Annotated in this window: 23 protein-coding genes, 1 tRNA gene and 3 pseudogenes; 11 read left to right on the top strand and 16 right to left on the bottom strand. The window is 69.7% G+C overall.

The window, feature by feature from the left end:
• Window positions 1-127: 127 nt before the first annotated feature.
• Window positions 128-1,445: pseudogene (locus tag ACWDR4_RS17015) on the top strand (hemolysin family protein).
• Window positions 1,442-1,792, top strand: a pseudogene (locus ACWDR4_RS17010) (CNNM domain-containing protein); the annotation flags it as partial. The pseudogenes ACWDR4_RS17015 and ACWDR4_RS17010, both read left to right, overlap by 4 nt.
• Window positions 1,793-1,837: 45 nt before the next feature.
• Here the strand turns inward: ACWDR4_RS17010 and ACWDR4_RS17005 are convergent.
• From ACWDR4_RS17005 to ACWDR4_RS16975, 7 genes and pseudogenes are all read right to left on the bottom strand, one after another.
• Window positions 1,838-2,569, bottom strand: a pseudogene (locus tag ACWDR4_RS17005) (exonuclease domain-containing protein); the annotation flags it as partial.
• A 95-nt stretch (window positions 2,570-2,664) separates the two neighbouring features.
• Window positions 2,665-3,147 carry a hypothetical protein gene (locus ACWDR4_RS17000; RefSeq protein WP_450409197.1) on the bottom strand — a complete coding sequence of 161 codons (483 nt, stop codon included), beginning with the start codon at window positions 3,145-3,147 and terminating at the stop codon, window positions 2,665-2,667.
• Window positions 3,148-3,361: 214 nt separating this feature from the next.
• Window positions 3,362-4,180 carry a hypothetical protein gene (locus tag ACWDR4_RS16995; RefSeq protein WP_450409195.1) on the bottom strand — a complete coding sequence of 273 codons (819 nt, stop codon included), beginning with the start codon at window positions 4,178-4,180 and terminating at the stop codon, window positions 3,362-3,364.
• Between the two features lie 89 nt (window positions 4,181-4,269).
• Window positions 4,270-4,959 (bottom strand): DUF488 family protein, N3 subclade, encoded by a 690-nt coding sequence (locus ACWDR4_RS16990; RefSeq protein ID WP_450409194.1) that lies wholly within the window; start codon window positions 4,957-4,959, stop codon window positions 4,270-4,272.
• A 243-nt stretch (window positions 4,960-5,202) separates the two neighbouring features.
• A tRNA-Pro gene (locus ACWDR4_RS16985) sits at window positions 5,203-5,276 on the bottom strand.
• A 42-nt stretch (window positions 5,277-5,318) separates the two neighbouring features.
• Entirely contained in the window at window positions 5,319-6,098 is a 780-nt protein-coding gene (locus ACWDR4_RS16980) for a Pr6Pr family membrane protein (protein WP_450409192.1), read from the bottom strand.
• A gap of 54 nt (window positions 6,099-6,152) precedes the next feature.
• Entirely contained in the window at window positions 6,153-7,076 is a 924-nt protein-coding gene (locus tag ACWDR4_RS16975) for a metallophosphoesterase (protein ID WP_450409190.1), read from the bottom strand.
• A gap of 78 nt (window positions 7,077-7,154) precedes the next feature.
• On the opposite strand from ACWDR4_RS16975, the gene ACWDR4_RS16970 reads away from it, so the two are divergent.
• The gene (locus ACWDR4_RS16970) at window positions 7,155-7,619 is read left to right on the top strand and encodes a GatB/YqeY domain-containing protein (RefSeq protein ID WP_450409188.1); all 465 of its coding nucleotides are present in this window, start codon (window positions 7,155-7,157) and stop codon (window positions 7,617-7,619) included.
• 102 nt (window positions 7,620-7,721) lie between these two features.
• Here ACWDR4_RS16970 and ACWDR4_RS16965 read toward each other — a convergent pair whose 3' ends face one another.
• Window positions 7,722-9,995: a transglycosylase domain-containing protein gene (locus ACWDR4_RS16965; protein WP_450409186.1), complete on the bottom strand. Its 2,274-nt coding sequence runs from the start codon at window positions 9,993-9,995 to the stop codon at window positions 7,722-7,724.
• Window positions 9,996-10,403: 408 nt separating this feature from the next.
• Here ACWDR4_RS16965 and wblA point away from each other — a divergent pair, with 408 nt between their 5' ends.
• Window positions 10,404-10,742 (top strand): transcriptional regulator WblA, encoded by a 339-nt coding sequence (gene wblA / locus ACWDR4_RS16960; protein ID WP_198655578.1) that lies wholly within the window; start codon window positions 10,404-10,406, stop codon window positions 10,740-10,742.
• Between the two features lie 43 nt (window positions 10,743-10,785).
• Here the strand turns inward: wblA and ACWDR4_RS16955 are convergent, their stop codons facing one another.
• On the bottom strand, window positions 10,786-12,174 hold the full coding sequence (locus ACWDR4_RS16955; protein ID WP_450409184.1) for an ArsA family ATPase: 1,389 nt from the start codon (window positions 12,172-12,174) through the stop codon (window positions 10,786-10,788).
• On the bottom strand, window positions 12,171-13,148 hold the full coding sequence (locus tag ACWDR4_RS16950; protein WP_450409182.1) for an ArsA-related P-loop ATPase: 978 nt from the start codon (window positions 13,146-13,148) through the stop codon (window positions 12,171-12,173). Before ACWDR4_RS16950 ends, ACWDR4_RS16955 begins: the two co-directional genes overlap by 4 nt.
• Window positions 13,149-13,243: 95 nt before the next feature.
• Between ACWDR4_RS16950 and ACWDR4_RS16945 the strand changes: the two genes are divergently transcribed.
• The 4 genes from ACWDR4_RS16945 (at window position 13,244) to ACWDR4_RS16930 (ending at window position 16,193) form a co-directional block, all read left to right on the top strand.
• Window positions 13,244-13,402, top strand: coding sequence for a DUF4177 domain-containing protein (locus ACWDR4_RS16945; RefSeq protein ID WP_005476015.1), 159 nt, complete (start codon window positions 13,244-13,246; stop codon window positions 13,400-13,402).
• The gene (locus ACWDR4_RS16940; protein WP_450409180.1) at window positions 13,399-13,866 is read left to right on the top strand and encodes a RidA family protein; all 468 of its coding nucleotides are present in this window, start codon (window positions 13,399-13,401) and stop codon (window positions 13,864-13,866) included. Before ACWDR4_RS16945 ends, ACWDR4_RS16940 begins: the two co-directional genes overlap by 4 nt.
• A gap of 362 nt (window positions 13,867-14,228) precedes the next feature.
• On the top strand, window positions 14,229-15,104 hold the full coding sequence (locus tag ACWDR4_RS16935; RefSeq protein WP_450409178.1) for an NUDIX hydrolase: 876 nt from the start codon (window positions 14,229-14,231) through the stop codon (window positions 15,102-15,104).
• 258 nt (window positions 15,105-15,362) lie between these two features.
• On the top strand, window positions 15,363-16,193 hold the full coding sequence (locus ACWDR4_RS16930; protein ID WP_450409176.1) for an MBL fold metallo-hydrolase: 831 nt from the start codon (window positions 15,363-15,365) through the stop codon (window positions 16,191-16,193).
• A 13-nt stretch (window positions 16,194-16,206) separates the two neighbouring features.
• Here the strand turns inward: ACWDR4_RS16930 and ACWDR4_RS16925 are convergent, their stop codons facing one another.
• From ACWDR4_RS16925 to ACWDR4_RS16915, 3 genes are all read right to left on the bottom strand, one after another.
• Window positions 16,207-17,046 carry a nucleotidyltransferase domain-containing protein gene (locus ACWDR4_RS16925; RefSeq protein ID WP_450409174.1) on the bottom strand — a complete coding sequence of 280 codons (840 nt, stop codon included), beginning with the start codon at window positions 17,044-17,046 and terminating at the stop codon, window positions 16,207-16,209.
• Window positions 17,047-17,066: 20 nt separating this feature from the next.
• Window positions 17,067-18,149 carry an outer membrane protein assembly factor BamB family protein gene (locus ACWDR4_RS16920; protein WP_450409172.1) on the bottom strand — a complete coding sequence of 361 codons (1,083 nt, stop codon included), beginning with the start codon at window positions 18,147-18,149 and terminating at the stop codon, window positions 17,067-17,069.
• A 198-nt stretch (window positions 18,150-18,347) separates the two neighbouring features.
• Window positions 18,348-19,022, bottom strand: coding sequence for a Crp/Fnr family transcriptional regulator (locus tag ACWDR4_RS16915; protein WP_006382668.1), 675 nt, complete (start codon window positions 19,020-19,022; stop codon window positions 18,348-18,350).
• A 327-nt stretch (window positions 19,023-19,349) separates the two neighbouring features.
• Between ACWDR4_RS16915 and nth the strand changes: the two genes are divergently transcribed.
• The 3 genes from nth (at window position 19,350) to ACWDR4_RS16900 (ending at window position 22,420) form a co-directional block, all read left to right on the top strand.
• Window positions 19,350-20,378, top strand: a complete 1,029-nt coding sequence (gene nth, locus ACWDR4_RS16910) for an endonuclease III (protein WP_450409169.1) — start codon at window positions 19,350-19,352, stop codon at window positions 20,376-20,378.
• 103 nt (window positions 20,379-20,481) lie between these two features.
• Complete coding sequence (locus ACWDR4_RS16905; protein WP_450409168.1) at window positions 20,482-21,207, top strand: NUDIX hydrolase; 726 nt, start codon at window positions 20,482-20,484, stop codon at window positions 21,205-21,207.
• A 13-nt stretch (window positions 21,208-21,220) separates the two neighbouring features.
• Window positions 21,221-22,420, top strand: a complete 1,200-nt coding sequence (locus tag ACWDR4_RS16900) for a MarP family serine protease (protein WP_450409166.1) — start codon at window positions 21,221-21,223, stop codon at window positions 22,418-22,420.
• Window positions 22,421-22,442: 22 nt separating this feature from the next.
• Here ACWDR4_RS16900 and ACWDR4_RS16895 read toward each other — a convergent pair whose 3' ends face one another.
• The 3 genes from ACWDR4_RS16895 to ACWDR4_RS16885 all read right to left on the bottom strand — a co-directional run bounded on the left by ACWDR4_RS16895 (window position 22,443) and on the right by ACWDR4_RS16885 (window position 24,175).
• A complete protein-coding gene (locus ACWDR4_RS16895; RefSeq protein WP_235476119.1) occupies window positions 22,443-22,622 on the bottom strand; it encodes a hypothetical protein in 180 nt (59 codons plus the stop codon).
• A gap of 114 nt (window positions 22,623-22,736) precedes the next feature.
• Window positions 22,737-23,702 carry an alpha/beta fold hydrolase gene (locus tag ACWDR4_RS16890; RefSeq protein ID WP_450409164.1) on the bottom strand — a complete coding sequence of 322 codons (966 nt, stop codon included), beginning with the start codon at window positions 23,700-23,702 and terminating at the stop codon, window positions 22,737-22,739.
• A complete protein-coding gene (locus tag ACWDR4_RS16885) occupies window positions 23,699-24,175 on the bottom strand; it encodes a phage holin family protein (RefSeq protein ID WP_450409162.1) in 477 nt (158 codons plus the stop codon). Before ACWDR4_RS16885 ends, ACWDR4_RS16890 begins: the two co-directional genes overlap by 4 nt.
• Between the last annotated feature and the right edge of the window lie 10 nt (window positions 24,176-24,185).

Genomic DNA, 24,185 nt, shown 5'->3' with positions numbered 1-24,185 from the left:
TCTAGTGAAGGAGCACCCTTGTCCGCCAGCTTGACGGACTCCCTGGGGCACAGTCCCCGACCACCCTTCCGCCAGGTCTCTCCTGAGCGCGGCACGTGGCGGGTGTCCACTGCGGGCTGAGGCGTCGATGAGCGCCGTGGAAGCCTGGTTCGGCCTGCTCGCCGTGCTGGTTCTGACCGTTGGCACCGGCTATTTCGTCGCCCAGGAATTCGCGTACGTGTCCGTCGACCGGCTGGCCCTGGCCCGTGCGGCCGAGGCCGGTGACCGGAAGGCCGCCCGCGCGCTGAAGGTACTGGAACGCCTGTCCTTCATGCTGTCCGGCGCCCAACTCGGCATCACCGTCACCGGCCTGGTCGTCGGTTTCATCGCCGAGCCGTCGGTGTCCGCGCTGCTCGAGCCCGTCCTGACCGGCATCGGTATCCCAGACGGGGCCGTCGGCGGAATCTCCGTCGTGCTCGCCTTCGTCCTGGCCACGGTCGTACAGATGGTGATCGGCGAACTGGCCCCAAAAACCTCGCAATCGCCGTCCCCGAACGGCTGGCGAAGTCGCTGGCCTCCTCCACCCTGGCCTACCTGAAGGTCGTCGGCCCGCTCGTGCACATCTTCGACGGCGCGGCCAACAAGTTCCTGCGCAGGATCGGCATCGAGCCCGTCGAGAACTCCACCACGGCGCCACCCTGGAAGAACTCGGCCACCTGATCGGCGAGTCCCACGAGCAGGGCCAACTGCCCAAGGGCGCCGCCGAACTCCTCGACCACGCCCTGGAGTTCTCCGAGCGCACCCTGGACGAGGTGATGGTGCCGCGCGTGGACGCCGTCTTCGTCCGCAAGGACGCGAGCCTCGCCGAGGCGGTCGAGCTGATCGCCAAGCACGGCCACTCCAACTACCCCGTCCTGGGCGACCATCCCGACGACGTCACCGGAGTGCTCGGCGTCCGGGAGTTGATGGCCCTGCCCGCCGACGGCTTCACGGACACCACGGCGGCCCAGGCCGCCCGTCGGCCCCTGCTGCTGCCGGACGCGGTGGAGCGGATGCGCTCCCAGGGCGACGAGTTCGCGGTCGTCCTGGACGAACACGGCGCTGTGGCGGGCATCGTCACGTACGAGGACATCGCCGAGGAACTCGTCGGCGACATCGGCGACGAGTCCGACCTCATCACCGAGATCGCGGTCGCGGACGGCGCCGGCTGGCTGGTGGACGCCGGCCGCCGCCTCGACGAGGTCGGCGAAGTCACCGGCGTTGACCTGCCCCAGGAGGACGACTACGACACTGTCGCCGGCCTGATCGTCGACCGGCTCGGCCGCTTCCCGACCATCGGCGACCGCCTCACCGTCGACCTGCCCGGCGGAGGCCGCGCGCTGATCGACGTACGCACCCTCGACAGGCACGTCCCCGACCGCGTTCGCATGGAACGGCTGGCCGAGCAGGCGGAGGAGCAGGCATGAGTTTCCTGATGGCGCTCTTCGTCACCGTCCTGCTGCTCATCGGCAGCGGGTTCTTCGTCGCCGCCGAGTTCGCCCTCGTCGCCGCCGAACGGCACCGCATGGAGAAGGCCGCCGCCGAGGGCCGGCGCGGCGCGGGCGCGGCCCTCGCCGGTATGCGAGAGCTGTCACTGATGCTGGCCGGCGCCCAACTGGGCATCACCGTCTGCACCCTGGGCCTGGGCTCCCTGTCCAAGCCCGCGATCTCCCACGAACTCGACCCGCTGCTGCACGACCTGGGCCTGCCCAGCGCGCTCAGCTACGGCGTCGCGTTCGCCGTGGCGATGATCGTCGTGGTGTTCCTGCGCCTTCCGATGCTTCCCGCTGAGCGCCATGCCGGGGACGAAGCGCGTGGGGTCGGGGGTGCCAACGACCAGAATGTCTGTCTTGCGGCTCACCCTGGCGGTGGCTTGCGCCCCGACGTCTGCCAGTCGGTGTTGGGCATCGGTGCGGGACAGGGAGTTCAGGGTGCCGGTGATGCAGATGTGGCGCCCGTACAAGGGGCCCTCGGGGTCCGCGTCCGGGTTCGCGGTCGGGATGGGCGGGCGCCTCTCCTCGATGCGGCGGCGGCAGTTCGACCACGACCCGGAATCCGGGTAAAGCCGACCGTAACGGATCTGGAGTTTCCTCAGCAGAACATCGAGTTCGTCCGTCCCGTGTACGGCCATGGCGGCGAGCATGACGCGAGCGGCCGTGTCGGCATCCGCTTGAGCATCGTGATGGGCGCCCGTCATGGGTACGCCGGCGGCCTCGGCTACGAACGGAAGACGGTGGGCGGGCAGCCTCCAGGTCTGGCGAGCGACGACCAGGGAGCAGGCGTACCGGACCTCCGGCCATTTCACCGCCGTCTCCGTGCAGGCGGCGCGCAATGCCCCGATGTCGAGAGCAGCGTTGTGGGCGACCAGCGGGCGGCCGTCCGCGAAGTCGAGAATCTGTTGTAGAGCCGCAGGCCAGGCAGGTGCTCCATCGACCATCTGTGCAGTGATGCCGTGGATGGAGGTGTTGTACGCCGCGAAGCCACCGTCACCGGGAGGGTTCACGAATGTGGAGAACCGATCCGTTGTCTTTCCGGCCACCACGGCTGTCATGCCGACCGAACAGATGCTGCCCGGCCAGTAGTTGGCTGTCTCGAAGTCGATTGAAACCCAGTCGCTGTCCATGATCCCCTCCCCGAACTCCTTGATCAGGCGCCAAGACTCTTGCGTCGCACCCGCAGGGAATAGGTCGTGCCTTCTGGGCCGCTACCACTGCCCCAGCCGCCGCTGGTGGCGACGCTCCAACCGTGCTGTTCTCGCATCTGCTTGGCGAAGGCGTCCAGGTTCCGGATCTCGCACCCGCACTTCATCGTGAGGCGGATACTGATGTACGGGCTACGAGGGTTGGTGTTATAGGCCGTCTCCTCGGTCCACTCCACATCGTGGACGTGCTCGCTGAGTCCGGTGCGATCCTGGTCGTGTTTGATCCCGTGTGCCTTGGCGTACTCGTCGAGGTCGTCGATCTCGAAGAGGTCGCTCGACCACTGGCCGGGCCATACGGCGAACAGCCGGGACTTGCCCGCAACGGTCCGCTCGTATGCGGCTCGTGAGTCCCCATGGGTGACTCTGCCGTCTTCGTGGACCTCGATGTAGCAGGTCGTTTCCGCCGTATAGGGAAAGTCTCTCCCCACGGCTGTGGCGCTTCTCGGCTCCACTTGCCCCCCTGGTCGATGATCGCCCCCTGCGGCGCGTGCGCCCGTCGGCAACCACAACTCCCGGGCTGCGCACGCGCCGACACAAGGCGCACAACATTAGCCTCGGGCTCGTCCAAGAACCGGGCTTCGCGGCACGAGGTGAAGGATCTTCCGGGAGCGCCAGTCGCGGGGACCAGGGGGTGACACGTCGTCAAACGCCGAACAGGCTGTCCTGCACGTACTCGACCACATGCGCCTTCGGGTAGAACACGCCCAGCAGCATGAAGGTCCTGGGGTGGGCCGCGATGTTGCCGACGAAGAAGTGGACTGCGCGGTCACGGGTGAAGATCGAGTCGTACCAGCGCTCTCGCAGCTTGTCCCGCACGGCACGCTCGCCGTACTTACGGAGAAACCTGCGGTACGACGCGCCGGCCTCCCAGTCCTTCAGCGCCATGTCATGCGTCGGGCAGGTGTTGTCCGCGCAGCGGAACCGGTAGCGGAACTCCAGCGGTAGCCACTCCAGTGGGGCCAAGTCCTGCTCCAGGAGATCCAGTTGATCGGCCAGCGCAGCCTTGGACACAGGCCAGGGCTCGGCAGATGTCAGCCGAAAACTTGCCTCGGCGGGCCGGAAGACGCCGAGCGAGGTGCCGCGTTGAGCTTGATCCCGTTTGATCGCGCAGAGGGATGGTGCGACGAGTGGCTCGACGTACTTGTACCGCTGCTTCCAGTCGCCGCCCGGCGGTACTTCACCCACGATCTTGAGGGTGCTGAAGTCCGGCCGCAGGCTCTCGGGCCGTGAGTCCCGCGTGCCGTGGGACTCGACATCGATCTCGATGATCGAGTACTTCCGGAACTGGTCTTCCTCCCGCAGGAGCCGGAAGGGGACGGGAAACAGGCGCACATGCCGAGGCGCACCCTCATCCAGACGTATGCCTGCCACACAACTGGTCTCCCGGTACTTGTTGGACAGCTCCGGGTATGTCTTGACCGTGATCATGATCCGTGCGCGCTGTCGACTCCCTGATCCCATGGTTGCCCCCTCCACAGATCTCCCGATCTGATGATTGGAGGAGAGGCATGCGCTATGGGCAAGAGCGCGTCCAGGAGCGAGGGGTGAAGTCAGGCCAGGGGAACTACCGGCACGGCGGCCCGCTGGCGAACCGTCTCCAGAACGACCTGCCGGTGGCAGCGGCTCTCGTCCTTCTCGAAGCACAGCACCGCCACCCGCGACTGCCGGGCGTGCTCCGCGAGGCGGTCAAGGTCGGACTGCGCCGCCTCGGACTGCAGCAGGCCACGGAAGCGTGCCCGCCCCACTTCGAGGCGGCCGTCCCAGAAGGGCTCCCGGTTGTCCTTCGGATTGCCCAGGCCACGCAGGTGCGTGTATTCGATTCCGGCTTCAGCCAGTGCCTCCCCGAGGCGGGTCTTGCTGAAGCCCTTCTTACGGCTGATCGGCGTGAGCCGTACATCCGCCACGACACCGATGCGGCTGTCGACGAGCGCGGCGACGAACGAGTCGATATCCCGCCCTTCGTACCCGGCGGACCACAGACCGGGCGTGACGGGCGCGACCTGGGTCGCCCCGAACAGATCATCGAGAGAGACCGCAAGAGCCTCGGCCACCGCGCCAACGGTCAGGAAACCTGGCTGGATCGCTCCCTCGCTCTCCAGACGGCCCAGTGTCCCGACGGCGATGCCTGCCTCCTTCGCCAGCCGTTCCCGCGTCCACCCACGGTCTTCCCTTAACGCACGTACCCGCTGGGCGAGCGCACGGGCCCGCTCGTGAGAAGGAGCTGAGCGATGACCTGCCATATGCGGTGTTCCTAACGACCGTTGGGGCGGCCCGCACGGGTATTACTGGTCAGCTACGAGCCCCGGATTCGCGAATGCGCAGGTCATCGGGCGCGCGAGCGCCGCTGTTCCTGCGGCACCGGAGACTGCTCCTGGGAGAAGCCGACCAAGATCTTCTCCCAGATTTCTCCCAAGCGATCTCCAGAAACCACTCAGGGGCCCGACCCGCGATGCGGATCAGGCCCCTGATCTGGCGTTTTACTGTCGGGGTGGCGGGATTTGAACCCACGACCTCTTCGTCCCGAACGAAGCGCGCTGCCAAGCTGCGCTACACCCCGATGTCGCTGCTTGTCCTGCTTGTCGCGGCGACGTCGTTTACTTTAGCCCACGGGTGGCCCCAGGCGAAATCCGGTTTTCGTGCGGTGGTGGACCGGGTTCGGGCGGATGTGGTCGAGGGCGATGAGGAGTACCGCCAGGGCGTAGAAGGCCAGGCCGAGGAGGAGAGCGTTGGCCAGGACGCTCTTGTAGCCGTCCGCTGCCACGTCGAGGAAGCCGTACAAGTAGCGCCCCTGCGTGCCCGGGAGGAGCAGCTCGCCTCTCGTCAGGGAGAAGGCCAGGTACGCCAGGGGGTACAGGAGCCACGGTGCCGCCTGGCGCAGGTGCAGTTGGCCCGCGGGGGTCAGGAGCAGCCAGTTCACCAGTGCCGCGATCGGGATCGCCGTATGCAGGAGCTGGTTGGTGATGGCGTGCCAGCCCGTTGGGGGAGCGGATACGGAGAAGGGGCTCGACGCGTTTGCGACCAGGCCGTGGTGGACCAGGGCCGCGATCACCACGTACAGGAGTGTTGCGCCCGTCAGCGCGCTCGGCAGGGGGCGGCGGGCCGTCCAGGCTCGGCGGGCCGAGACCGTCATGACCAGGGTCAGCAGGATGGCGCTCTGGATCGGGAAGCGGCTCAGGACCTCCGAGGGGCTGCCCAGGAGGAGTTCCGCCGTTACCGCCGTCGCTGCTGCTGCGGCGGTGAGGAGGCGGAAGAGCGCTGTCGCCGGGCGGCGTACCGGGGTCACCACCGCCGTGGCGGGGACGGGGGAGGGGAGCAGGGCCGCGGCTACGCCGGGGAGTGCGGGGAGGTCCGGTATGTCGCTGGGTATCGGGGCGGTCATGCCCTCACGCTAGGGCGAGGGCGTAAATCGGGCTATTCGGGCGGGCTGTGTGGGTTACGGGGCCGTCAGTGTCAGCAGGGTTGCCTCCGGGGGACACGCGAACCTCGCCGGCGTGTAGCGGTTCGCGCCGCAGCCCGCCGAGACGTGGAGGTACGACGTCCTGCCCTCCGCCGTGTGCGTCGACAGGCCCTTGACGCGGTCCGTGTCCAGGTCGCAGTTGGTGACCAGGGCGCCGTAGAAGGGGATGCACAGCTGGCCGCCGTGGGTGTGGCCCGCGAGGGTCAGCGGGTACGCGTCCGCCGTGAACGCGTCCAGGACGCGGAGGTAGGGGGCGTGGACCACGGCCAGCGAGACGTCCGCCGTCTTCGACGGGCCGCCGGCCACCTCCTCGTAACGGTCGCGCTTGATGTGCGGGTCGTCCAGGCCCGTCAGCTCCACCGACATGCCGTCGATCTTCAGCGTGCCGCGCGTGTTCGTCAGGTTGAGCCAGCCCGCCGTGTCGAAGCCGTCGCGCAGCTCCTCCCACGGGTTGTGGATCACGTTGACGGCGGGCGCGTTGCCGTTGAGGCCGTGCTTGCCCTGGGCCTTCTCGACCAGGTAGCGGGCGGGGTTACGGGGGGTCGGGCCGTAGTAGTCGTTGGAGCCGAAGACGTACGCGCCCGGGAACTCCATCAGCGGGCCCAGCGCGTCCAGCACCTCCGGCACGCCCTCCGGGTCGGACAGGTTGTCGCCCGTGTTGATCACGAAGTCGGGGCGCAGACCGGCCAGGGAGCGGAGCCAGCGCTGCTTCTTGTACTGGCCGCCGACCATGTGGATGTCGGAGACCTGGAGGACGCGGAGCGGTCGCATCCCGGCAGGCAGCACCGGCACGGTGACCCGGCGGAGGCGGAAGAAGCGGGCCTCGAATCCGACCGAGTAGGCGAGACCGGCGGCGGCAACCGCCGTGATTCCCAGGGGTACTCCGTATCGCGCGCGCATGCTCCCATCGTGTCAGGCGGGGAGGTGCGGCGGAAATCCGCGGGCGGTCCGCTCGCCGCACCTGCGACAATCGTTCGCATGACCACGCTCAAGTCGAAGCTCAGGGACGACCTCAACACCGCCATCAGGGCGCGCGACGAACTCCGCTCCTCGACGCTCCGGCTCACTCTCACCGCCATCACCCAGGAAGAGGTCTCCGGCAAGGAGAAGCGCGAGCTCTCCGACGAGGAGGTCACCAAGGTGATCACGCGCGAGGCGAAGAAGCGCCGCGAGGCCGCTGAGGCGTTCGCGCAGGGCGGTCGGGCCGAGTCGGCCGAGCGGGAGAGGGCGGAGGGCGAGATCCTCGCCACCTACCTGCCCAAGCAGCTCAGCGACGACGAGCTGAACCAGCTCGTCGCCCAGGCCGTCGAGGAGGCGAAGGCGGCCGGCGCCGAGGGGCCGCGTGCCATGGGCCAGGTCATGAAGATCGTGAACCCGAAGGTCGCGGGCCTCGCGGAGGGCGGCCGGGTCGCAGCCGCCGTCAAGAAGCTCCTCGCCGGCTGACCAGCCGCCATACACAGACACCAGCGCGCCTGTACGTCGATGGGGGCGCCCTTCTCAGGAAGGGCGCCCCCATTCACGTACTACGCATCATCCGTACGGGATTTACGGGAACCCTCCGGTTCCGCTGTTGCTGTTCCCGTTGTTGCCGCCGTTGTCGTTGCCCTGGATGAAGCCCTCGGGGAGGGAGATGGACGGGGTCGGGAGCGTCGTGTTACCGCCGTCCGTGTTGCCGCCGTTGTCGTTGCCCTGGTCGTCCCCGTTGTCGTTGTCGTCGTCGTCCCGGTTGTCGTCCGGCTTCTGGACGGGCGGTTCGATGATCGGGACGAGGTTGAACTGCCCGGAGTCCTTGCCCTCGAGGGCGCCGGTCATGGCGTCCTTCCAGATGGGGCCCGGGACCTGGCCGCCGTACACGAGCTCGTTCCAGACGCCGCCGATCCTGATGTTGGTCATCTTCACGTTCTGCATGGCGCTGCCGACCCAGACGGCGCCGGACAGGGTCGGCGTGTAGCCGACGAACCAGGCGTTCTTGCGCTCGTCCGTCGTACCCGTCTTACCGGCGTTGTCGCGGTCGGTGAGGCCGGCCGACTGGCCGGTGCCGGAGTCGACCACGCCCTGGAGCAGGGTGTTGATCGTGTCCGCGGTGGTCTCCGACATCGCGCGCGAGCACGTCGACTTCGGGACTTCGAGGGACTTCTGCTTGCCGTTGGCCTTCTGGGTGATCGACTCGATGGCGATCGGCGTGCAGTACATGCCCCGCGAGGCGAAGGCCGCGTACGCGCTCGCCATCGTCAGCGGGGAGATGCCCTTGGAACCGAGGGCGATGGCGGGCACCTCGGGCAGCTTGTCGCCGTTGCCCTGGGTGACGTGCAGCGCGTCGGTCATCTTGACCACCGGGCAGAGGCCGATGTCGGAGATCATCTGCACGAAGTAGGTGTTGACCGACAGCTCCATCGCCTTGCGCAGGCGGTACGGGCCCTTCTCCGACTCGCTCTCGTTCTCGACCTTCGCCTTCTCCTGGTTGATCCACTGATTGCCGCTGCACGTCTGGACCGGGCTCGGGTACTCCATCTCGTACGGCGCCGAGTACTCCTGGATCGCCGGGCGGCCCTCCTCCAGGGCCGCCGCCGCCACGAACGGCTTGAACGTCGAACCGGTCGGGAAGCCGAAGTTGGAGCCGCCCCGGTCGTTGCCGACCGAGTAGTTGATCTCGGTCTCGTTCTTGCCGTAGCCGTACGGCTTCGACTGGCCCATGCCGAGGATCTTGCCGGTGCCCGGCTCGACCAGCGTGACCGCCGTCGCGACCGAGTCCGACTTGTACACGTGCTCCTTGATCGACGCCTGCACGGACGCCTGCGACTGTGGGTCCAGCGTCGTACGGATGGTCAGTCCGCCCTGGTTCCAGATCTTCGCCCGGGCCTCGCGGGTCTTGCCGAAGACCGGGTTGCCGAGGAACTCCTGCTCGACGTACTTGCAGAAGAAGCCCGCGCCCTTGACCGCCGCGATGCAGCCGTTCTTGGGCTGGCTGATCTTCAGGCCGAGCGGCTTCTGCTTCGCCTCGGCGGCCTCCTGCGGGGTGATGTCACCGACCTCCGCCATGCGCTGGAGCACGGTGTTGCGGCGCTTGGTGGCCTCCGCCGGGTCGTTCACCGGGTCGTACCGGCTCGGCGACTGGACGATGCCGGCCAGCAGGGCCGCCTGGGGGAGGGTGAGGTCCTTGGCGGACTTGGAGAAGTAGCGCTGGGAGCCGGCCTCGACGCCGTAGGCCTGCTGGCCGAAGAACGTGATGTTCAGGTAGTTCTCGAGGATCTTCTTCTTGCCCAGTTCCTCCTCGACCTGGATCGCGAACTTCAGCTCCTTGATCTTGCGGCCGATCGTCTGCTGCGTGGCCTGCGCGACCTTCGTCGGGTCGTCGCCCGCCTCCTCGACGAACACGTTCTTCACGTACTGCTGCGTGAGCGTGGAGGCGCCCTCCGAGACGCCGCCGCTCTGCGCGTTCTTGTTGAGGGCGCGCAGGACGCCCTTGAGGTCGATCGCGCCGTGCTCGTAGAACCGTGAGTCCTCGATCGCGACGATCGCCTTCTGCATGTACGGCGAGATGTCCTTCAGCTCGACCACCGTGCGGTCACGCGAGTACACCGTGGCGAGCTGGCCGCCCTTGGCGTCCAGGATCGTGGTGCGCTGGCTGAGCGGCGGGCGCTTGAGGTTGGCCGGGATCTCGTCGAACCCCTCGACCGATCCCTTGGCCGCGAGACCGAGCGCGCCGGCTGCGGGCAGCGCAATGCCCGCCATGACGGCTCCCGCGAGCACGCTGACACCGAGGAACTTGGCGGCCTGCTGCGCTGCCGACAGGCCACCACCCGATCGCTTGTTTGGCATGAGGGCAGCCTACGTTCTCATTCGCCGGACACGCGTACAGGCGTTGGCCTAAGCTGCTCACAACTGTCACAGCAGTGAGGTCACGTATCAATACGTCCGTGAGACCCGAATCGTTTCGGATGTAGTCCAACTTTTTTGGTGAGTACGTGTCCGGATCCGCCTTGTGTGTCACGAGGTGTCCGTTGTGACTCAGCTGAACTGTCCCGCTTTGCCGGGAAGGTCACGCATGTCGGTCGCTCACTCCCCCGGGTGATCTGCCGCTTACCCATAGTCCGTTCGGGCCATTCAAGATTGGGCCCGAAGGGGGTGTTGCGCTGTGCCCACCTTCCGTAACGTCCTCAACTGGCGGCGGTGAATATGCCGCTGCCGCCGTGGGGGAGCCTCGATTCGGGAGAGGACGGCGCCGGTATGGGCTGGGTTACCGACTGGAGTGCGCAGGCGGCCTGCCGCACTACCGATCCGGATGAACTGTTCGTTCAAGGAGCAGCGCAGAACAGGGCCAAGGCGGTGTGCACCGGATGTCCGGTACGCACGGAATGCCTGGCCGACGCGCTCGACAACCGCGTCGAGTTCGGCGTGTGGGGAGGAATGACGGAGCGGGAGCGCCGCGCACTGCTGCGCAGGCGTCCCACTGTCACCTCATGGCGTCGGCTGCTCGAAACAGCGCGAACGGAGTACGAGCGGGGGGTGGGAATCCTGCCCCTCGACGAGGAAGAGGTGTACGAGAGCTACTTGGCGGTGGGCTGAGCCGTCTAGGTCGGTCCTCACTCGTCCCTGGTCCGGCTCGGGGTCAGTCACCGGTCCCCGGCAGCTCCGGGGGGCTCGGCAGCTCCGGCCGGTCGGTCGCGAGCCGGTTGCCGATGTTCCGCAGTCCCGCGAGGTCATGGACGTCGCCGGGGAGCGCGGCGACCTCGGTCACGGCCACCTCCGGGTGGAGCGCGGTGAAGCGGTCACGTGTGCGCTGCTCGCGGGAGAGCAGTTGCATACGGTCGGCGTGCAGCCGGAGCAGGCCTGCGGTGAGTTGTTCGACGGTGGGGTCACTCGCTTCGGCGGCCGGTTCACTGTCGGTGGCGATGGGGGAGCCTTCGACGTGTTCTTCGACGTCTGCCTCAGGAGCTGCGGGAACTTCGGAAACCGGGGGTTCTGAACTGCCGTACGTGTCGGGAGAGTTACGAAGTCCAGCTTTCCCGTCCTCCTGATCCACAATGCGGGGCTCTTCAAGATTTTCCGCGGCGGCGAGTGCGCGCTCGGCCGACAGCTGGGCGGCGCCGCTGCCGTGGACCCGGTTGAGCACCAGTCCGGCGAGCGGCATGTCCTCCGCCGCCAGCCGCTCCACGAAGTACGCGGCCTCGCGCAGCGCGTCCCGCTCCGGGGCCGCCACCACCAGGAACGCCGTGCCGGGCGCCTGCAGCAGCTGGTACGTGGCATCGGCGCGGGTACGGAAACCACCGAAGGTGGTGTCCATCGCGGCCACGAACGTCTGGACGTCCTTGAGGAGTTGGCCACCCAGCAGCTTGCCCAGGGTGCCGGTCATCATCGACATCCCGACGTTCAGGAACTTCATCCCCGCGCGCCCGCCCAGCTTCGCCGGCGCGGTCAGCAGCCGGATCAGCCGCCCGTCGAGGAACGACCCGAGCCGCTTGGGAGCATCCAGGAAATCCAGCGCGGACCGCGACGGCGGAGTGTCGACGACGATGAGATCCCACTCGTCGCGCGAGCGCAGCTGCCCCAGCTTCTCCATCGCCATGTACTCCTGCGTGCCCGCGAAGCCCGCCGAGAGCGACTGGTAGAAGGGATTGCCGAGGATCGCGGCGGCCCGCTCACGGTCGGCGTGCGCCTCGACGATCTCGTCGAACGTCCGCTTCATGTCGAGCATCATGGCGTGCAGTTCGCCACCGCCCTCGACGCCCTTGACCCGCCGTGGGACGTTGTCGAGCGAGTCGATGCCCATGGACTGGGCGAGCCTGCGGGCCGGGTCGATGGTGAGCACGACCACCTTCCGCCCCCGCTCGGCGGCCCGCAGCCCGAGCGCCGCCGCGGTGGTCGTCTTGCCGACACCACCGGCCCCGCAGCACACCACGATCCGGGTCTCCGGGTCGTCGATCAGCGGATCGACTTCGAGCACGCGCGCGGGGGAGAGGCGATGACGGGCAGTGCCGTCATGCGAGTCCGGGCTCATGACATTCCCTGCTTCCGCAGCTCGTTGGCCAGTTCGTACAGACCCGCCAGGTCCATGCCCTCGGTGAACAGCGGCAGTTCGTGCGTCGGCAGCCGCAACTCGGCCAGCACCGCCCGCTGTTCGTGCTCCAGCGCGTACCGCTCGGCGTACTCCTCGGCCTGTGTCAGCAGCGGGTCCACCAGCTTCTCGGCGTTCCCGCCGCGCCGCGCCCCGCCGAGCCCGGCGGCCGACAGCGACTTCGCGAGCGCGGTACGAGGAGCCGCCCGTACGAGTTCCAGCTCGGCCTCGTCCAAAACCTCGGGCCGCACCATGTTGACGATGATCCGCCCCACCGGCAGCTTCGCCGCCCGCAGCTCGGCGATACCGTCCGCGGTCTCCTGGACGGGCATCTCCTCCAGCAGCGTCACCATGTGCACCGCCGTCTCGGGCGACTTGAGTACGCGCATCACGGCCTGTGCCTGATTGTGTATCGGGCCGATCTTCGCGAGCCCGGCCACCTCGTCGTTGACGTTCAGGAACCGGGTGATGCGCCCGGTGGGAGGCGCGTCCATGACGACGTAGTCGTACGCGAAGCGCCCGCTCTTGTCCTTCCTCCGCACCGCCTCGCACGCCTTGCCGGTCAGGAGTACGTCCCTGATGCCCGGGGCGACGGTGGTGGCGAAGTCGATCGCGCCGAGTTTCTTCAGGGCCCGTCCCGCGCTGCCGAGTTTGTAGAACATCTGGAGGTAGTCCAGCAGCGCCTGCTCGGGGTCGATGGCGAGGGCGAACACCTCCCCGCCCCCGGGAGCGACGGCGATCTTCCGCTCCCCATAAGGCAGCACTTCGGTCTCGAAGAGCTGCGCGATGCCCTGCCTGCCCTCGACCTCGACGAGAAGCGTGCGCTTCCCCTCGGTGGCGAGGGCGAGCGAGAGCGCTGCGGCGACCGTGGTCTTTCCGGTCCCGCCCTTACCGCTGACGACCTGGAACCTGCTCACGTATTCGAGGTTAACCAGTCCGGCTCCGACCTACGCCGGAGGCTGTGGACAACGTGCGTACGAGGCGTCTGGTGACAGCGGCTAAAGTCGGCCGCATGACCAAGTGGGAATACTCGACCGTGCCTCTGCTCGTCCACGCCACGAAGCAGATCCTGGACACCTGGGGCGAGGACGGCTGGGAGCTCGTCCAGGTCGTGCCCGGGCCGAACAACCCCGAGCAGCTCGTGGCCTACCTGAAGCGGCCGAAGCCGTGAGCGCGGTGGAGTCCCGGCTCGCCGAACTGGGCCTGACGCTGCCGGCGGTGGTTCCGCCGCTCGCCGCCTACCAGCCGGCGGTCCAGTCCGGGGTGTACGTGTACACCTCGGGCCAGCTGCCGATGGTGGACGGAAAGCTTCCGGTCACGGGGAAGGTGGGCGCGGAGGTCACGCCCGAGGAGGCGAAGCAGCTGGCCCGCACGTGTGCGCTGAACGCGCTCGCGGCGGTCAGGTCGGTCGCCGGTGACCTGGACCGCGTCGCGCGTGTCGTGAAGGTCGTCGGCTTCGTGGCCTCGGCACCCGACTTCACGGGCCAGCCCGCTGTGATCAACGGCGCGAGCGAACTCCTCGGCGAGGTACTGGGCGACAAGGGCGTCCACGCCCGCAGCGCGGTGGGGGTGGCGGTCCTGCCCCTGGACGCCCCGGTCGAGGTCGAGATCCAGGTGGAGCTGACGGAGGCGTAGGCGTAGGGCGGGTGGTTTCTCGCCCCCGCCGCCCCTACCCGTCCCATCCCTCGGGGGCTGCGCCCCCGAACCCCGCTTCGGCCTGAACGGGCCTTGTCCTCAAACGCCGGACGGGCTGGAGATGCGGCCGGCGTTCGAGGACAAGGCCCGTTCAGCCCGCCTTTTTTCCCCGCCCTCCCGCCCCCGCCGCACTTTCAGCGCAGGCCGGGCATTTCAGCCCGTCCGGCGTTTGAGGACGAGGCCGTTCAGGCCGAAAGGGGGGTCTGGGGGCGCAGCCCCCGAGGGATGGGACGGGTAGGGGCGGCGGGGGCGAGGAAACTCGGGGCCTCGAACATGCGCCCGCCACCGGATAGCCTCCGCCCATGGCAAACGGGCAGTGGTACCCACCGGAGTGGCCGGACCTCATCCGCGGACTCGCCGAAGGCACCCTCACCCCGGTCACCCCCAAGCGCGCCGCCACCGTCATGCTCCTCAAGGACACCGACACCGGCCCCGCCGTCCACATGCTGCGCAGACGCGCCTCCATGGCCTTCGCCGGGGGCGCGTACGCGTATCCGGGCGGCGGAGTCGACCCCCGCGACGACGACCACCTGATCCGCTGGACGGGCCCCACGCGCGCGTGGTGGGCGTCCCGGCTGGGCCTGGGCACCGACGAGACGTCCGCCCAGGCGGTCGTCTGCGCCGCCGTACGGGAGACGTACGAGGAGGCGGGCGTCCTGCTCGCCGGCCCGTCCGCCGATTCCGTGGTCGGCGACACCACGGGCGACGACTGGGAAGCGGACCGCGCCGCCCTGGTCGCCCGGGAGCTGTCCTTCGCCGAGTTCCTGGACCGCCGGGGGCTGGTGCTCCGCTCGGACCTCCTCGGGGCGTGGGCCCGCTGGATCACCCCCGAGTTCGAGGCCCGCCGCTACGACACCTGGTTCTTCGTGGCCGCGCTCCCGGAGGGCCAGCGCACCCGGAACGCCTCCACGGAGGCGGACCGCACGGTGTGGATCGAACCGGCCGAGGCGGCGGCCTCGTACGACAAGGGCGAGCTGCTGATGATGCCGCCCACGATCGCGACCCTGCGCGCGCTGGCCCCGTACGACAGCGCGTCCGAGGCGCTCGCCGGGGCCCTGGAGCGCGACCTGGCGCCGGTCCTGGCCAGGGCCAGCCTGGAGGACGGCGAGATTGTGCTGGCCTGGCCGGGGCACGAGGAGTTCACGAAGCACATCCGGATCGGGGGAACCCCTGAATGACCGCGACCAAAGCCCCCGAACGACCGTGAACGTGCCCCTGACCGCACCCGCAACCGCACCGGCACCCGCGACCGTGCCCCTGACCGCAGCCGCAGCCGCAGCGGCGACCGTGCCCCTGACCGCAATCGCACCCGCACCGGCGACCGCGACCGCACCCGCACCCGTGCCCCCGACCCCGACCGCACCCGCAACCCTGACCGCACCCGCACCCACCCCCCTGCTCCCGCCCCCGACCGCCCCCCTGGCAGGTACCCCCACATGACCGAAGCCGCCGCCCTCCCCGGCCAGCCGCGCGGAGGGGTTCTCTCCGGCCCCGCCACCGCGCGCGCGGTCAACGTTCTCGCGCCCAACGCCTCCGCGATGACCCTCGACGGCACGAACACCTGGATCGTCTCCGAGCCGGACTCCGAGCTGGCCGTCGTCATCGACCCGGGCCCCCTGGACGACGTACACCTCAGGCATGTCGTCGACACCGTGGAGAAGGCCGGCAAGCGGGTCGCGCTGACGCTGCTCACGCACGGGCATCCGGACCACGCGGAGGGCGCCGGGCGGTTCGCCGAGCTGACGGGGACGAACGTACGGGCGCTCGACCCGGCGCTGCGGCTGGGGGACGAGGGCCTCGGGCACGGAGACGTCGTGTCCGTCGGCGGCCTGGAGCTGAGGGTCGTACCGACGCCGGGGCACACCGCGGACTCGCTGTGCTTCCATCTCCCGGCCGATCGGGCCGTCCTGACCGGGGACACCGTCCTGGGGCGCGGAACGACCGTGGTGGCCCATCCAGACGGCCGCCTGGGGGACTATCTGGACTCCCTGCGGCGGCTGAGGTCCCTGACGGTGGACGACGGCGTGCACACCGTCCTGCCGGGCCACGGGCCCGTCCTGGACGACGCCCAGGGGGCCGTCGAGTTCTACCTCGCCCACCGCGCCCACCGGCTCGCCCAGGTCGAGACCGCGGTCGAGAACGGCTACGCGAGCCCCGCGGAGGTCGTCGCCCACGTGTACGCGGACGTGGACCGCTCCCTGTGGCCCGCCGCCGAGCTGTCCGTACGGGCCCAACTGGAGTACCTCCGCGAACACGGCCTCATCTAGGTCCTGTCCGGCGTCAGCCGGGCCTGGGTGCCTTGACGCCGTGCACGTGCGCGTACTCCTCGGCGAGCCAGCCGCCCAGCTCCTCGACGTGCGAGTGCAGGAACGACCTCAGGACGGCAGGGTCGTCCGTCGGCTCGTGGGCCAGGGACGCCGCCTCCTTCATGCGCGGGCCCCATTCCGGGTAGTACGCGGCGAACGCCCCGGCCATCTCGTACAGGTCGCTGGTCCAGCCCTGCCAGCGCGGCATCACCAGCGTGAAGCCCGTACGCACCAGGTGGCGGGAAATGCCCCGCGCGCGCACGCGTACCGCCCCTGCGGGAGCCCCCGGGGCCGTCGCCTCCGCGATCAGGCGCCGCCAGCGCGGGAGGCACAGGGCCAGGTCGCCGTTGGTCTCGCGGGCGAGGAGGGAGTCGGGGCGGTAGCGGGGGAGGTGCCCGGCGAGGTCCTCGCCCAGGAGGGGCGTGCAGAGGCAGGCCACGAACCAGCCCATGTCGTGCCGCTCCAGGTCGCTCAGCACCTGCGCCCGCGAGACCAGCAGCGTGCCCGCGCCGTCGATCTGCTCGAACTCGTCGTCGAGCGCGTCGTCCAGTGCCCGGGCCGCCGCCCGGTCCGCCTCGGTGGGCTCCTCGCGCAGGGCGAGCAGGAGGTCCAGGTCGCTGCGGCCCACCCGCGCGGTGCCGCGCGGAATCGACCCGTAGAGGTACGCGCTGTGCAGCCGTTCCCCGAAGGCGCCGAGGGTCCGTGCGCGGGCCGCGTCGACGACGGGCCGGAAAGCGGGCGGCACGCGCGCGGGGGAGCCCTCGCGGGCGATGAACCCCTGCTCGTCCAGCCCCTTGACCACGACGTTCTCCATCCGCGTACGTCCTGTGTACGTCACTTCCAGCGGAACACGCGCACCCGGCGCGTCTCGCTCACCGCATGGCACACCACGGCCAGACGGTCGCCCCAGGCGGCGTACCGCGCGCGATAGCTGAAACCGGGGAACCTGCGCTCCGCGACGAACCGGCCGTCGGCGGGGTCGAGGACGGTCACCCGGCTGCCGTAGCCGTTGCCCACCATGAAGTACCCGCGGTGGGCGAGCGGATGGAGCGTACGGCCGTGATCGGTACGCCACTCCCAGAGCTGTTCGCCGGTCGAGACGGAGTAGGCGTGCAGGAGCGTGTCGGCGCTCTTCTCCGCGCCGTCCGCGGGCTCGTCCGGTTCCAGCCCGACCACGAGGGTGTCGCCGACGACCGCGACGGCCGGCCCGAAGTCCTTGTATCCGTCGGGAAGTTCGACGTACCACTCGCCGTCCTCGCGCACCACGTACAGCCGGGGGCGGGAGCGCCTGCCGCTGTTGCCGACGGCCAGGACCGGCGGGTCGGTCGCCAGGACGGAGAACGAGTCGCCCCAGCTGTCAGGGAGCGTCCGTTCCCACTGGAGGGCGCCGGTGCGCACGTCCAGACACCGTACGGTCGCCGGCACCTCCGGGTCCCAGGCGTGGACGGTGGCTATCCGGCCGATGCCGATGCCCACCTCGCTGGTGTAGGTGTCGCCGATGTACCCCAGCTGGTCCTTGTGCTGCTCGCGCGACCAGACCACGTCCCCGGAGCCGAGGTCGAGCGCGGTGAGGCGTACGTGCTCGGCGCGCCGTTCGCCGTCGTCGTGGTGCAGGACGACGCCCACACCGTCCTCGGGGTCCTGGGCCACCCGGATGATCACGTCCTGGCCCGGCGGCTGCCAGGTCCAACCGGGCTCACCGGTCGCCGGTGCGTACGCCGCCACGCGGTCGAAGCGGACCAGGACCACCGCCTCGTCCGTCGCCCACACGCCCAGCGGCTCGCCCAGGTCGCGCTGCTCGAACTCGGACTGCCACAGGGTCTGTGCCTCCGGGTCCCGGCGGAACAGCCGCAACCGGCGCTTCGCGGGCTCGGGCGCCGCCGCCCAGACCGACTCGGGCGCTCTGTCCTGGTCCATCCCACCCACCCCTTGGTTCCGTTCCGTTCATGGCGTTCTCGTCACCGCGTGGCCCCCGCCCCGGTGAACCAGGTAACCCGGTGAACCAGGTAACCCGGTAATCCGATGAACCCGGTAACCCAGTGAACGCCGGAGGGGCCCCGCCGTTCGGCAGGGCCCCTCTAGCACTTACGGACGTAGCACTTACGGACGACCCGGCTACCGCGAACGCTTCGCGAGGCGCTCCACGTCCAGCAGGATCACGGCGCGCGCCTCCAGGCGCAGCCAGCCGCGGCCCGCGAAGTCGGCGAGCGCCTTGTTGACCGTCTCGCGGGAGGCGCCGACGAGCTGGGCCAGCTCCTCCTGGGTCAGGTCGTGCACGACGTGGATGCCCTCCTCCGACTGCACGCCGAAGCGGCGCGAGAGGTCGAGCAGGGCGCGGGCGACCCGGCCCGGCACATCGGAGAAGACCAGGTCGGACATCTGGTCGTTGGTCTTGCGCAGGCGCCGGGCGACGGCGCGCAGCAGCGCGGCGGCCACCTCGGGGCGGGCGTTCAGCCAGGGCTGGAGGTCGCCGTGGCCGAGGCCGAGCAGCTTGACCTCGGTCAGCGCGGTGGCCGTGGCGGTACGCGGGCCCGGGTCGAACAGCGACAGCTCGCCGATCAGCTCGCCGGGGCCGAGGACGGCCAGCATGTTCTCGCGCCCGTCCGGGGACGTGCGGTGGAGCTTGACCTTCCCCTCGGTGACCACGTAGAGCCGGTCTCCCGGGTCGCCCTCGTGGAACAGGGCGTCACCGCGCGCGAGGGTCACCTCACTCATGGAGGCGCGCAGCTCCGCGGCCTGCTCGTCATCGAGCGCCGCGAAGAGCGGGGCGCGCCGCAGAACGTCGTCCACGAGTTCTCTCCTTGTCGACCTGCTCAGGGGATCTTGTTCCCCGGTTACCGGGGACCGTGCTCCCCATCTTGCCGGACGGTCCAAACAGTGTGATCTGTCACAAGGATGCCGCACGGGTGTCCCGTGCAGTGCGGCAGGGGGCCAATTGGGCGCCGATCTCCAGGGTCCGGGGCGGATGTCAGTGCCGGGCTCTAGGCTGGCCGGGTGTCCAAATCGCCGGTGGGAGCACAGGCCAAGGGGGCTGAGCGGGTGGCCGCACGGGGTGATTCCGCTGTGGGCGAACAGGGGACGGGTGGGGGTCGGAATGCGGAGAAAGCGGCAGAGGTGATGTCGGTGGAGAAAGCCGCCAAGAAGGTGACCGGGCCGGTGAAGGCCGGGTCCGAGAACAAGACCGAGCCGACGAGGAAGGCTGCCTCCACGGCGCCGGGAAAGGCACCCGCGACCAAGAAGGCCACGCCCGCGAAGCCGGCCACGGCCAAGCGAGCGGGCACGGCTGCCGTTTCCAAGACGGCCCCCTCCAAGACGGTCGCTTCTAAGGCTGCCGCCTCCAAGACGGCCGCCGCCCCGAAGCCGCCGCCCCGCGCCGAGTCGCACACCGCCCTCGTCCGCCGTGCCCGGCGGATCGACCGCGAACTCGCCGAGATCTATCCGTACGCCCACCCCGAGCTGGACTTCGAGAACTCCTTCCAGCTGCTCGTGGCCACGGTCCTCTCCGCCCAGACCACCGACCTGCGGGTCAACCAGACGACACCCACCCTCTTCGCCAAGTACCCCACCCCCGAGGACCTGGCCGCCGCCAACCCCGAGGAGGTCGAGGAGATCCTGCGCCCGACCGGGTTCTTCCGGGCCAAGACCAGGTCGGTCATAGGGCTGTCCAAGGCCCTGTCGGAGGAGTTCGGCGGCGAGGTGCCGGGTCGGCTCGAAGACCTCGTCAAACTGCCCGGCGTGGGCCGCAAGACCGCCTTCGTCGTGCTTGGCAACGCCTTCGGACGCCCCGGAATCACTGTGGACACGCACTTCCAGCGGCTGGTGCACCGCTGGCAGTGGACGGCGGAGAAGGACCCGGACAAGATCGAGGCGGCCATCGGCGGGCTCTTCCCCAAGAGCGACTGGACGATGCTCTCGCACCACGTGATCTTCCACGGCCGCCGTATCTGCCACGCCCGCAAGCCCGCCTGCGGCGCCTGCCCGATCGCCCCGCTCTGCCCGGCGTACGGGGAGGGCGAGACGGACCCGGAGAAGGCCAGGAAGCTCCTGAAGTACGAGAAGGGCGGCTTCCCCGGCCAGCGGCTCAGCCCGCCGCAGGCGTACCTCGACGCGGGCGGCATCCCGGCGCCCCCGCTGGGGGCCGGATGAGGCCCAGGGCAGGGTGCGGGGCGGGATCAGGGATGCGTAGGGGATCGGTCGCGGAACCAACGGGACCGCCACAGGCGTTGGAAGCAGCAGAACGGGGGTGGCGGTGACGCGCGCGAGCAACACACAGGGCGGTGAGGCGACGCTCAGCAAGGAGGGCCTGCCCGGCTGGCTCGACCCGGTGGTGCACGCGGTCGAGACGGTCGAGCCGCTCCAGCTGAGCCGTTTCCTGCCGCCCGAGGACGGCGCCGGCCGCCAGTCCGCCGTACTGATCCTCTTCGGCGAGGGCAGTGAGAAAGCCGGGAACGGCGGCGACGGTGTCGGCGGGCCCGAGCTGCTGCTGATGGAGCGGGCGACCTCGCTGCGCTCCCACGCCGGTCAGCCCTCCTTCCCTGGCGGCGCCCTCGACCCCGAGGACGGCGATCCGCAGGGCGACGGTCCGCTGCGGGCCGCGCTGCGCGAGGCCGAGGAGGAGACCGGGCTCGATCCGGCCGGCGTCCAGCTCTTCGGCGTACTGCCCAAGCTCTACATCCCGGTCAGCGGCTTCGTCGTCACGCCCGTGCTGGGCTGGTGGCGCGAGCCGACGCCGGTCGGGGTCGTCGATCCGAACGAGACGGCGCGGGTCTTCACGGTCCCCGTGGCGGATCTCACGGATCCGGCCAACCGAGCCACCGTCGTGCACCCAAGTGGCTACAAGGGTCCGGCATTTCTGGTCGAATCGACCCTCGTGTGGGGCTTCACGGCCGGGATCATCGACCGCCTGATGCACTACTCGGGCTGGGAGCGTCCCTGGGACAGAAACAAGCAGGTCCCGCTGGACTGGCACGCGTGACAGGGTGGCCCTCGTGAACGTGCTGGACATCTTGTTGCTGGTCGCCGCCGTGTGGTTCGCGATCGTGGGCTACCGCCAGGGCTTCGTCGTCGGCATCCTGTCGGTGATCGGCTTCCTGGGCGGCGGTCTCGTCGCCGTCTATCTGCTGCCCGTCGTCTGGGACGGCGTGACCGACGAGGCCGAGGTCAACACGACCGCCGCCGTCGTCGCCGTCGTCATCGTCATCGTCTGCGCCTCCGTGGGCCAGGCACTGACCACCCATCTCGGCAACAAGCTGCGCCGATTCATCACCTGGTCGCCCGCCCGCGCCCTCGACGCGACCGGCGGGGCCCTCGTCAACGTCGTCGCGATGCTCCTGGTCGCCTGGCTGATCGGCGCGGCCCTCGCGCAGACCACGATGCCCACGGTGGGCAAGGAGGTCCGCGGCTCCAAGGTGCTGGCGGGGGTCCAGGAGGTGCTGCCCTCCGATGCCGACACCTGGTTCAAGGACTTCACCTCGGTCCTCGCGCAGAACGGCTTCCCGCAGGTCTTCAGCCCGTTCTCCGACGAGCCCATCAAGGACGTCGACCCGCCCGACCCGGCGCTCGCCAACAGCGCGGTCGCGGTGCGCTCCCAGCGTTCCATCGTCAAGGTCATGGGGACCGCCACAAGCTGCGGCAAGGTCCTGGAGGGCACCGGCTTCGTCTTCGACCGGCGCCGCGTGATGACCAACGCGCACGTCGTGGGCGGCGTCGACGAGCCCACCGTCCAGATAGGCGGCGAGGGCAGGAAGTACGACGCGACGGTCGTCCTCTACGACTGGGAGCGCGACATCGCCGTACTCGACGTACCCGATCTGAACGCGCCCGTCCTGCAGTTCACGACCGAGGTCGCGAGCAGCGGCAAGAGCGCGATCGTCGCCGGCTTCCCGGAGAACGGGTCGTACGACGTCCGTCCCGCGCGCGTGCGTGGTCGCATCACGGCCAACGGCCCGGACATCTACCACCGCGGCACGGTCCGCCGCGAGGTCTACTCCCTGTTCGCGACCGTCCGCCAGGGCAACTCCGGCGGCCCGCTGCTCACACCCGACGGCAAGGTGTACGGCGTGGTCTTCGCGAAGTCCCTCGACGACCCGGACACCGGGTACGCGCTCACGGCGGGCGAGATCCAGGAGGACATCGCCCTGGGGCGTACCGCCAACCAGCAGGTGGACAGCGACAGTTGCGCGCTCTGAGCCCCGTACGGAGGCGTGGGGTTCAGGGGCGGGGGTGGCGCAGGCGCACCGAGACCCAGCGGGCCCGGCGGCGCAGGATGCGCGGGATTCCCACCCTCAGGTCCGCCCCCGCCAGCTGCGGGGAACCTCCTCGGTGGGAGCCCGGGCCGTGGCCCGAGCGGCGATTGCGTGCTGCGTCACTGTAGTCGTGCGTCCAGCCCATACCCCGACGTCTGCCCCTGCCCCAAGGTCGATAACCGCCCCATGGGCCCCCAATTGGCCTATGCGCCGGGCAATTGGCTGTTCGTCGGACAGGTGTTCCAGTGCCGCTGGTGGCTCACCGGTCCGGCTCGGGATCCTTGAGCCAGTTGACCAGTTCCGTCGAGAAAGCGACAGGGTCTTCCTCGTGCGGGAAGTGCCCCAGTCCGTCGAACAGGCGCCAGCGGTACGGCGCTTCCACGTACTCCCCGGAGCCCGCCGCGCTGCGCGTCCGCAGCACCGGATCGAGCGAGCCGTGCAGATGCAGCGTCGGCACCCGCACCGGCCGCTTCATGCGCCGGTTGAACTGGATGCCGTCCGGCCGGGCCATCGACCGCACCATCCAGCGGTACGGCTCGATCGCACAGTGCGCGGTCGACGGGATGCACATGGCCCTGCTGTACGCCTCCACCGCCTCGTCGTCCGGCAGCCGCGGCCCCGACCAGTCCCGGATCAGCCGCCCGACCAGCGCCCCGTCGTCCGCGATGAGCTGCCGCTCGGGCAGCCAGGGCCGCTGGAACCCCCAGATGTAGGAACCGGCGGCCGTCTGCTTGACGTCGGAGAGCATCGCCGAGCGCCAGCGCCGGGGGTGGGGCATCGAGGACACCACGAGCCGTCGTACCAGCTTGGGGCGCATCACCGCGGCCGTCCACGCCAGGTATCCGCCCAGGTCGTGGCCGACCAGCGCGGCGTCGGGCTCGCCCAGGGACCGGACGACGCCCGTGATGTCGAGGGCGAGGTTCGCGGGGTCGTAACCCCGGGGCGTACGGTCGCTGCCGCCCACGCCCCGCAGGTCCATGGCGACGGCCCGGAACCCGGCGTCGGCGAGGGCGGTCAGCTGGTGCCGCCAGGTCCACCAGAACTGCGGGAACCCGTGCACGAGCATGACCAGCGGCCCGTCGCCCAGCTCCGCGATGTGGAACCGGGCGCCGTTCGCGGCGACATCCCGGTGGTGCACCTCGCGCCCGCCGGGAAGGGCGAGCCGTACCGCCGAGGCGGGCTGGGTGGATGAGGGGTGCGCCGGGGGTGTGGCGGGGTCCGTCATGAGGACGAGCGTGCCACAACCTCGACCGCGTCACTCACCGGGGCGGGCCGGGGGTGTGGCTTGGCCTTCTGGAGGACGCCCGCCGTCTCCTTCATGGACGCGGCGACCTTCTGCGGACCCTTGCTCTTCTTGGCCTTCTTCGCGAAGACGACCCCGACCAGCACCAGGAGGACGGCGAGGAGGACGTTCGCGGCGAACGACAGCAGGAAGCAGAGGGCGAGATTCCAGTCGCTCCAGGTCCGAATGGCGTACGCCAGCGCGAAGTTGAGCATCGGCAGGGAGAACAGCAGGACCGTGGCGGCCACCAGGAACGCGCCGCCGCTCGTCGCGCCGCGCTTCACATCCTGCTTGAGCTGCGCTTTCGCCAGCGCGATCTCGTCGTGCACCAGCGCGGACATCTCGGTCGTCGCCGAGGCGAACAACTGGCCGATGCTGCGTTCGGCGCCGACCGGGTTGCCGTCGGGTGCGCTCATCGAGGTCTCC

This window comes from Streptomyces sp. NPDC000878 (assembly GCF_053599695.1).
This window is presented reverse-complemented; position numbering and strand designations above follow the sequence as displayed.